8 protein-coding genes are annotated in these 9,468 nt (G+C 46.7%); all 8 read left to right on the plus strand.

The window, feature by feature from the left end; genetic code table 11:
- Positions 1 to 82: 82 nt before the first annotated feature.
- The 8 genes from QZL64_RS11525 to QZL64_RS11560 all read left to right on the plus strand — a co-directional run bounded on the left by QZL64_RS11525 (position 83) and on the right by QZL64_RS11560 (position 9,314).
- Complete coding sequence (locus QZL64_RS11525; protein WP_021842127.1) at positions 83 to 1,600, plus strand: anthranilate synthase component I family protein; 1,518 nt, start codon at positions 83 to 85, stop codon at positions 1,598 to 1,600.
- A complete protein-coding gene (locus QZL64_RS11530; protein WP_021842128.1) occupies positions 1,584 to 2,156 on the plus strand; it encodes an anthranilate synthase component II in 573 nt (190 codons plus the stop codon). Before QZL64_RS11525 ends, QZL64_RS11530 begins: the two co-directional genes overlap by 17 nt.
- 77 nt (positions 2,157 to 2,233) lie before the next feature.
- On the plus strand, positions 2,234 to 3,247 hold the full coding sequence (trpD, locus tag QZL64_RS11535) for an anthranilate phosphoribosyltransferase (RefSeq protein WP_156704677.1): 1,014 nt from the start codon (positions 2,234 to 2,236) through the stop codon (positions 3,245 to 3,247).
- The gene (gene trpCF, locus QZL64_RS11540; protein WP_021842130.1) at positions 3,247 to 4,674 is read left to right on the plus strand and encodes a bifunctional indole-3-glycerol-phosphate synthase TrpC/phosphoribosylanthranilate isomerase TrpF; all 1,428 of its coding nucleotides are present in this window, start codon (positions 3,247 to 3,249) and stop codon (positions 4,672 to 4,674) included. The genes trpD and trpCF overlap by 1 nt, the downstream gene beginning before the upstream one ends.
- 27 nt (positions 4,675 to 4,701) lie before the next feature.
- The gene (trpB, locus tag QZL64_RS11545) at positions 4,702 to 5,898 is read left to right on the plus strand and encodes a tryptophan synthase subunit beta (protein ID WP_021842131.1); all 1,197 of its coding nucleotides are present in this window, start codon (positions 4,702 to 4,704) and stop codon (positions 5,896 to 5,898) included.
- A complete protein-coding gene (gene trpA, locus QZL64_RS11550) occupies positions 5,891 to 6,691 on the plus strand; it encodes a tryptophan synthase subunit alpha (RefSeq protein ID WP_021842132.1) in 801 nt (266 codons plus the stop codon). Before trpB ends, trpA begins: the two co-directional genes overlap by 8 nt.
- 310 nt (positions 6,692 to 7,001) lie before the next feature.
- A complete protein-coding gene (locus QZL64_RS11555; protein ID WP_021842133.1) occupies positions 7,002 to 7,955 on the plus strand; it encodes a hypothetical protein in 954 nt (317 codons plus the stop codon).
- 108 nt (positions 7,956 to 8,063) lie between these two features.
- On the plus strand, positions 8,064 to 9,314 hold the full coding sequence (locus QZL64_RS11560) for an Nramp family divalent metal transporter (RefSeq protein WP_021842134.1): 1,251 nt from the start codon (positions 8,064 to 8,066) through the stop codon (positions 9,312 to 9,314).
- Positions 9,315 to 9,468 lie beyond the last annotated feature (154 nt).

A 9,468-nucleotide genomic window follows, 5' to 3' on the forward strand; every position in this document is an offset into this window, starting at 1 on the left:
AGTTAGCATAAAAAGCTTGGCATGGAAAGTATTAAATGTTATAAGCGTTGGCCCAAATGATTGAGAAAAAGGAGCTGCCATTATGAATCAGTTACCATTGGAAACATTAAAAAAATACGCTGCAGATTATCCGATTGTGCCCGTATACAAAGAAATCTTTTCGGATACGCGAACTGTAGTGAGTGTGCTTAAAGCGTTAAAACGTGTAAGCAAAACTGCCTTTTTATTGGAAAGTGCGGATAACAAAGAGAACTGGGGGCGCTATTCATTCCTGGGTTATAATCCTCTCCTTGAAATCACCTGTAAGGCCGGCACGATGACGATTAAGGGCGCTACGACGCAAACCTATCGGACGACCAAGCCGAATGAAGAAATTCGCCGGGTAATGAAAGAATACCGTAGTCCGCAATTCGATTTTTTGCCCACCTTTACAGGTGGTCTTGTAGGTTACTTCGGCTATGAATACATGACTTACCAAGAACCGCATTTGGATCACGGTTTTCAAGCACAACGGATGAAGTTGATGTCCACCGGTCCTTACGATATACCAATCTTCAACGATGTGGACCTTTTGTTGTTTGATAAAGTTATTGTGTTTGATCATTATAAGAAAAAGATTATTTTAATTACCAATATTCGCACCGATGAGTTGGAAACGAATTATAACAAGGCTCAATTGGAGCTGGAAAGTTTAGCCAAATTGGTGGCGACAGGGGAAGAAGTGAATGAACCGGCCGGTAACCTCTTAACGGAATTTGAAGACGAGTTTACCAAAGAAGAATTCATGGCAAAGATTGAAACCTTACAGGAGCATATTAGAAAAGGGGATATTTTCCAAGGCGTGTTATCCATCGGACGTCGCGCACGGTTTAAAGGCAGTTTACTCAATGCTTATCGTATCTTGCGTACTACAAATCCATCGCCGTATATGTTTTATCTCAGCAGCCCGCATATGGAATTGACCGGAGCCTCACCGGAAACTTTGGTGAAGGTTCGTGATGGTCAGGTGGAAACCTTCCCAATCGCCGGAACGATGCCGCGAGGTAAGAATAAAGCGGAAGATATGGCGTATGAAGAGCGGTTGAGAAATGACGAAAAGGAATTGGCCGAACATAATATGTTGGTCGATTTAGGCCGTAATGATTTAGGTCGTGTTTGTGAATTCGGTAGTGTGAAGGTAACAGCGCTTAGAGAAATTCAACGATTCTCTCATGTGATGCATATTTGTTCCGCCGTATCGGGAACACTTCAAAAAGATAAGGATGCATTGGATGCATTAAGTGCTACCTTACCGGCCGGCACCTTATCGGGGGCACCGAAGATTCGGGCCGTAGAGATTTTGCAAACACTTGAGAAAGCACCGCGCGGCGTGTATGCGGGGGCTATCGGATATTTAGATTTTGCCGGCAATATGGACACTTGTATTGGCATTCGCATGGCGGTGGCCAGAGGCGGTTATGTAGCGGTTCGTTCCGGCGCCGGTATCGTACGGGACAGTGTACCGGCCAATGAATATGAAGAAACGCGCAACAAGGCGCAGGCTATAATCGAAGCCATTAAGAAAGGGGTAGAGGTGACCGGTTATGATATTGTTGATTGATCATTATGACAGTTTTTCCTTTAATTTATATCAATTTATCGGAACCTTGAATTCGGATATTAAAGTGGTTCGCAGCGATGAATTAACGGTACCGGAAGTGCTTGAACTGAACCCGAGTCACATCGTATTATCGCCGGGACCGGGTCGACCGAATGAAGCGGGCATTTACGAAACATTGATTCCGGCCGTGGCCGGTAAAATTCCGCTCTTAGGTGTTTGCCTCGGTCATCAGGCCTTGGCGGAAAGCTTTGGCGGTACCGTAGGTTTTGCCAAAACGGTAATGCACGGCAAGTCCAGTGAGGTTAATATAATTAAAGACTCCAAGTTGTTTGAAGGTCTGCCAAAGCACTTCGAAGCGGCGCGCTATCATTCTTTGGCGGTAGATAGAGCAAGCTTACCGGAAGAGCTGGTGGTTACAGCGGAAACGGCGGACGGCGAAATCATGGCCATGGAACATAAATCAGGACCGCTATACGGCGTTCAATTCCATCCGGAATCGATTTTAACACCCCATGGCATTGAGATTTTAAAGAACTTTTTGAACATGAGTGTATAAGTAAATTACGATGAAATATTGAGAACTGAGAGTATTGACAAATAAGAGAGGGCAAGGCCCGAGAGGAGCTAATCATGATAATTAAAACGGCGATTGAAACAGTGGTAGACGGTAAGGATTTGACTTACGATATGGCTTTGGGAGCCATGCGTGAGATTATGAACGGTGAAGCCAATGAGGCTCAAATCGGTGCTTTGTTGGGGGCACTTCGCCTTAAGGGGGAAACCATCGATGAGATTACCGGTTTCGCTCAAGGCATGCGTGAAAAAGCCATGCCCGTAAAGCACGCTAAGGATGTATTTGAAATCGTCGGTACCGGTGGTGATAAGGCGAATACGTTTAATATTTCCACCACCGCAGGCTTTGTAATCGCTGCCGGCGGTATTCCGGTCGCTAAGCACGGGAATCGCAGTGTATCCAGTAAATGTGGCGCCGCTGATTGCTTGGAAGCCTTAGGGGTTAATTTAAATGTACCGGGACCGGCCAATCAGGATGTGCTTAATAAAGTGGGCATGTGCTTTATGTTTGCCCCACTCTATCATAGCTCCATGAAATACGCCATGCCGGTGCGCAAGGCTTTAGGAATTCGCACCGTGTTTAATGTGCTCGGACCTTTGACGAATCCCGCCGGTGCGACCATGCAGCTCATGGGCGTATATGCGAAGGAATTAGTGGAACCGATGGCTCAGGTATTAGCTAATCTGGGGGTTAAACGAGGCGCCGTAGTTCACGGTTTTGACGGTCTCGATGAAATTACCGCTTGTGATAAGACCTATGTTTGCGAAATTAATGATGGCAAGTTAACCAGCTATGTGCTGGATCCTGCTGAATTCGGCCTTGCCTATGCCAAACCGGCTGAACTCGTAGGCGGTGACGGGCCGGTTAATGCGGAAATTACCCGCTCCGTATTGAATGGTGAAAACGGCTCCCGTCGTAATGCGGTTCTTCTTAATGCAGGCATGAGTTTCCATTTGGCAGAAGAAGATACTACGTTAGCTGAAGGTATTGCTAAGGCTGCGCGGCTTATCGATGAAGGCAAGGCCCTGGCGGTGCTGGAAGATTTAATCGCCGCTACCAATGAGGTGGCTTAATGATTCTTGATACGATTGTAGCAGCCACTAAAGCGCGGGTGGCCAAGTTAAAAGAAAGTGTGCCTTTGGAGCTGATCAAGGCCAAAGCAGAGGTTATAGCACGAGCCGAACTGGCAAAACAGGGCGGACAATTCCCCTTTGCTTTTGAAAAAGCGCTGCGGGCGGGCTCGATGAATTTTATCTGCGAGGTGAAAAAAGCCTCGCCATCGAAAGGCGTTATTGCGGAAGATTTCCCTTATTTGGCGATTGCCGAGGATTATGAAAAGGCCGGTGCCGCCGCTATATCGGTATTGACGGAATCGGAGTTTTTCCAAGGGGCCGATACATACCTCACAGAGATTGCCAAGGCAGTACAGATTCCGGTGCTGCGCAAAGATTTTACCATCGACAGCTATCAGATATATGAGGCCAAAGTAATCGGTGCCTCCGCCATTTTATTGATTTGTGCGATTCTATCGGAAGAAGAATTAAAGAATTTTCATGGATTGGCAAACAGTTTAGGCTTGGCCTGTTTGGTTGAGGCCCATTCGGAAGAAGAAATAGCTAAAGCTCTTAATATAGGGGCACGGGTTATCGGCGTAAATAATCGCGATTTGCGTGATTTTACGGTAGATATTAATCACAGTTTGAAGCTTAGAAAGCTGGTGCCTGATTCGGTTATATTTGTATCGGAAAGCGGTCTTAATACGGCCTCTGATATAGAAGCCCTCCGTGAAAACGGTATCGGCGCCGCCCTTATCGGGGAGCGTTTTATGAGAGTGGCCGATAAGGGAAAAGCGATTGCCGAACTCTACGGCAAAGTACCACCGGTGAAAGCAAAAATATGCGGCTTGAAACGGCCGGAAGATATTGCCTTAATCAATGCGTTGCCCCATGAATTAAGACCGGAGTATATAGGTTTCGTATTTGCTCCCAGCAAACGGCAGGTGACTTGTATTGAGGCTAAAACCTTGGCGGCCCATTTGGTGCCGACAGTAAAAAAAGCAGGTATCTTTGTTAACGAGTCATTAGAAGTTATGGCGAAGCTGGCCATAGCCGTGCCCCTTGATGTGATTCAGCTTTGCGGCGATGAAACGGAAGAAGATATTGCGGCGTTACGTCAATTGACGAAGGCGGCCATTTGGAAAGCCGTTCCGGTGAAATCAGCCGCCGATGTAGCGCGATGGCGTGACAGTTCAGCCGATTTGATTCTATTTGATACGTTTGTAAAGGGCGAACGGGGCGGATCCGGTCAAAGCTTTGACTGGTCGCTTTTAAGAGATTTTACGAAGCCCTTTATGTTGGCCGGCGGTTTAAATATTACCAATGTAGCTCGAGCGATGTGCATTGCCAAACCTTATGGTGTTGATGTGAGCAGTGGTGTAGAGACTGACGGCGTTAAAGATGAACGAAAAGTAGAAGACTTTTTGAAAATAGTAAAACAATAAAAGAGAAAGATTGGAGAGGTGAGTTTTGTGAGTGAAGTACAACGCAAGGGCCGCTATGGTGAGCATGGCGGGCAATATATTCCGGAGATTTTGATGAACGCTGTCCTTGAAGTAGAAGCAGCGTATGAGAAATATAAAAATGACCCCGATTTCGTGGCCGAATTGGAAGAACTACAGGTGAATTACACGGGCCGTCCGTCGATTTTGTACTATGCCAAGCATATGTCGGAAGATTTGGGCGGCGCCAAAATTTATTTGAAACGTGAAGATTTAAATCATACCGGCTCCCATAAGATTAACAATGTATTGGGACAGGTTTTGTTGGCCAAACGAATGGGTAAAAAACGTATCATTGCTGAGACCGGCGCCGGTCAACATGGTGTTGCGGCCGCTACGGCAGCGGCACTTCTCGGCATGGAATGCGAGATTTTCATGGGTAAAGAAGACACGGAACGTCAGGCCCTTAATGTGTATCGCATGGAATTATTAGGCGCGAAGGTACATCCCGTAACGTCAGGGACTATGACCTTAAAAGACGCAGTCAGTGAAACGCTTCGTGAATGGACTCGCCGGGTGGATGATACCTATTATGCCATGGGGTCAGCCGTAGGTCCGCATCCGTTCCCCATGATTGTGCGTGATTTCCAAAGCATTATCAGTAAAGAAGCGCGGGAACAAATTTTGGACGCTGAAGGCAAGTTGCCAAGCATGGTGCTCGCCTGTGTCGGTGGTGGCAGCAATGCTATCGGCATGTTCTACCATTTTATTCCGGATGAAGGGGTTCAGTTGGTAGGTTGTGAAGCGGCGGGCCTCGGCATCGAAACGAAAGAACATGCGGCTACGTTGGCAAAAGGAACACCGGGGATTTTCCACGGCATGCGTTCCTATTTCGTGCAAAACGAATACGGCCAAATTGCACCGGTATACTCTATCTCGGCCGGTCTTGATTATCCGGGTATCGGACCGGAACATTCGTACTTACACGATACGGGTCGAGCTACTTACGTTCCGATTACCGATGAAGAAGCGGTAACGGCCTTTGAATATTTATCGCGCACCGAAGGCATTATTCCGGCTATTGAAAGTGCCCATGCCGTAGCTCATGCTATGAAGGTGGCACCGACAATGGGTCGTGATGAATCGATTATTATTTGTATTTCCGGTCGCGGTGATAAGGATGTAGCGGCTATGGCGCGATACAGGGGGTATGACATCAATGAATAAGGTACAACAAGACAGTTATGCAATAGAACAAGCTTTTGCCAAGGGTAAAGCATTTATCGGATTTTTGACTGCCGGCGACCCTAATTTGGAAGCCACGGCCCGTTATATTAAGGTTATGGCTGATGCGGGCGCCGATTTAGTGGAAATCGGCATTCCCTTCTCCGATCCGGTAGCCGAAGGGGAAGTCATTCAGCGCGCCTCCCAAAGAGCGCTAAAAAGCGGAGCTCTTACGGATGCCATTTTTGCCATGGTTCAAAAAGTCCGTGAGACCGTTACGATTCCGTTGGTGTTCATGACCTATTTGAACCCGGTTTATGTATATGGCGCGGAAAAATTCTTTGCCCGCTGCCAAGCGCTTAACATTCGCGGCATCATCGTACCGGACATGCCTTACGAAGAAAAAGGTGAAATTGAAGATGTGGCGGCTGCGGCGGGGGTTACCGTGATTTCCTTAATCGCTCCAACTTCAGAACAGCGTATCGAACGCATTGCATCTGATGCAAAAGGTTTTGTTTACTGCGTATCTTCCTTAGGGGTGACGGGCGTGCGCAAGGAAATTACTACCGATATCGCAGGCTTAGTGCAAACGATTAAAAAATATACCGACGTGCCGGTAGCTATCGGTTTCGGTATTGCCGAACCGGAACAGGCGAAAGCAATGGCGGCCGTTTCGGACGGGGCTATCGTAGGTTCGGCTATTGTAAAAATCATTGAAGCCCATGGTGATGCGGCTGATGAAGCATTAGGGGAATACGTAAGATCTATGAAAACGGCGGTTGTGAGCGCCGAATAAACTGAAAAATTGTAAGGGACAACAGTTGAATAGATAAAAACGGCTTTTTACTTAAACACTAGTATGTTGGGTAAAAAGCCGTTTTTTCATGAAATTCCGAAATGAATTTTGTATAGTGCTGTTAGGACCATATTTGCTTGAAATGAGAGGATTTTTTGAAAAAGTTAGGGCTATGTTTGCTTGAAACAGGCGAAGTTTTTGGAAAGCGGCGAATAACTTTAATTAATTTTGATAATGACTTTCAATGATAGCAAAGTTCGTAAAAACATGGTATAATATTGATGAATTTAAGAAAATAAGGAGATTGACCATGAATTGGAAAAAAGCTTTATTAGTAGCCGGTTTATGTACCGTTTGTACTGTAGGTATCAGTCAGGCTGATAATCGCCTGGCCGATGTGAAACCGTCGGATTGGGCGTATCAGGCGTTAATGACGCTCGAAAAGCATGGGGCACTTACTGATACTAAAGGTTTAAATTTGGGAACTCAAGTATATACGCGTTATGAATTGACACCACTGGTGGCTGATATTGTGGAACGTCGTGAGACAATGAATGATACGGATAAAAATATTGCCATTCGCTTGTACAGTGAATTCCGTGAGGATTTGATGCAATATAACCGGGATCAGGAAATTCGCGAAGGTAAACGCGGCGAAGATGCTATTTCGCAAGGACAACAGCCGGCATTAACCCGTGAAGAAATTGCGGAAAAAATGAAGCATTTTGAAGTGGACAGCAGCAAGGTGCAAACTGGTGGCGACGTGCGCCTTCGTTTTGACAATCGCGGCCGCAGTGATGCCAGGGCTCGTGTAGGTGTGGTCATTTCGAGCAGCGGTGTGGCAGCGCCGGATGCTTTGTATGATAAAGTAGGCAAACAGGCGATTGCTCAGGCTGATGAAGAAGCAGCTAAATCGCGTGAAAAATTTCAGGAAAATCGTGCACGCATAGAAGCGGAAGAAAAAGCAGAACAGGCTAAACAGGATAAAGCGGCCGCTAAGGCTCAGGCTAAAGCCGATAAAGAAGCGGCTAAGGCCAAGGCTAAAGCTGATAAAGCAGCCGCGAAAGCACAGGCTAAAGCAGACAAAGAAGCTGCCCGGGATCAAGGCAAATCCGGCAATAAAGAGACAGGCGCGCAGGCTCAGCCCGGTCCGGTAGTTCAGGGAGCCGCTCAAGCTGATGCGGCTAACGATGGCGGAGCCAATGCCGATGCTAAACCGGTAAATCCAAATAGTGCTGCTGAAAGTGCATCTGCCGCACAATAGTGTTTGGACTGTGACAGGAAGGGGACCCTTGCTGAAATCCAAGCCGTAATTATGAGTGTATGTGAATCGGTGTCGTTGGATTATAAAAGATAGGAAATGGTGAAGGGTATGTTGTCACGTATTAAAGAAAAACTAAATACGGTCCACAAACAGGGAGTTTCGGAAGTTTTCCGATACATTGGACCGGGGATTATAGTAACGGTCGGCTTTATCGACCCGGGGAACTGGGCTGCCAACTTAGCGGCCGGAGCCCAATTCGGTTACAGTTTGTTATGGGTTGTTACCCTTTCAACGATTATGCTCATCTTGTTGCAACATAATGTGGCCCATTTGGGCATTGTAACCGGTCGTTGTTTGTCGGAATGTGCCTATGAGACATTGCCCCGTTGGTTGTCCCGTACTTTGTTGAGTACGGCAGGGTTGGCAGCTGCGGCTACGGCACTAGCCGAGTTTATCGGGGCGGCCATAGCTTTAAAAATGCTGTTCGGCATTCCCCTTTTTATCGGATCTATTTTGACGGCCATTGTGTGTACCGTCATGCTGTTGACAAATTCGTACAGTAAGCTTGAAAAAGTTATTGCCGGCTTTGTATCGCTCATTGCGTTAGCCTATTTGGCAGAGCTTTCCATGGTTGATGTAGATTGGGCTGCATCAGGACTCGGTTGGGTGAATCCGACATTGCCGAATGAATCGATGCTCGTTATCTTGAGTATTTTAGGGGCCGTTATTATGCCTCATAATTTATTTCTTCATTCGGAAATTATTCAGAGCCGTGAGTTCAATAAAAAAGATCCGGAAATTATGAAGAAACGCTTGCGTTATGAGTTCTTGGATACTATTCTTTCCATGGGGATTGGCTGGGCCATCAATTCCGCCATGATTATTCTGGCGGCCGCTACGTTCTTTGCGCAAGGCGTAATGGTAGAAGAGTTAGAACAGGCTCAGGAATTGTTGGTACCGTTAATCGGGCCGTCGGCAGGGGTTATTTTTGCCATCGCCTTACTCTTTGCGGGGCTTGCTTCGTCGGCTACGGCCGGTATGGCGGGAGCCAGTATTTTTGCGGGGATGTTTGGTGAATCCTATGATATGAAGGATTTGCACAGTCGCATCGGGCTCGCACTTACTTATATTCCGGCGCTCGTGCTCATTTTATTCATTCAAGACTCGTTTAAAGCACTCCTCGTTTCACAAATGTTCCTCAGTTTGCAATTGCCGTTTACCATTTTCTTGCAGCTCTACTTGACCGGTTCGGCCAAGGTTATGGGGGTATACAAAAACAAACCGTCTACGGCGGTTATGTTGTGGCTTATCGGGCTTGTGGTGACGGGGATGAATATTTATCTCTTATTTGAAGCGTAATCGTTTATATTTGAAGCCTAATCGTTTACTGCAGATTGACCGCGTGTATGCATGACGCGTCAATGTAACAGTCAATATTGGTTATACTAAGGACTTTCGCAAATTCTGCGGAAGTCCTTTTGATTGTACGCCGAATAGGCATGACAAAACCCCC

Origin of the sequence: Veillonella sp. CAG:933 (assembly GCF_000431435.1) — a bacterium.
Taxonomy (GTDB): Bacteria; Bacillota; Negativicutes; order Veillonellales; family Veillonellaceae; genus Veillonella_A.

Bases quoted from the DNA above. Each gene is read 5' to 3' on its own strand.
- QZL64_RS11525 (WP_021842127.1), top strand. From the start codon at position 83: ATGAATCAGTTACCATTGGAAACATTAAAAAAATACGCTGCAGATTAT.
- QZL64_RS11530 (WP_021842128.1), top strand. From the start codon at position 1,584: ATGATATTGTTGATTGATCATTATGACAGTTTTTCCTTTAATTTATAT.
- trpCF (WP_021842130.1), top strand. From the start codon at position 3,247: ATGATTCTTGATACGATTGTAGCAGCCACTAAAGCGCGGGTGGCCAAG.
- trpA (WP_021842132.1), top strand. From the start codon at position 5,891: ATGAATAAGGTACAACAAGACAGTTATGCAATAGAACAAGCTTTTGCC.
- QZL64_RS11555 (WP_021842133.1), top strand. From the start codon at position 7,002: ATGAATTGGAAAAAAGCTTTATTAGTAGCCGGTTTATGTACCGTTTGT.
- QZL64_RS11560 (WP_021842134.1), top strand. From the start codon at position 8,064: ATGTTGTCACGTATTAAAGAAAAACTAAATACGGTCCACAAACAGGGA.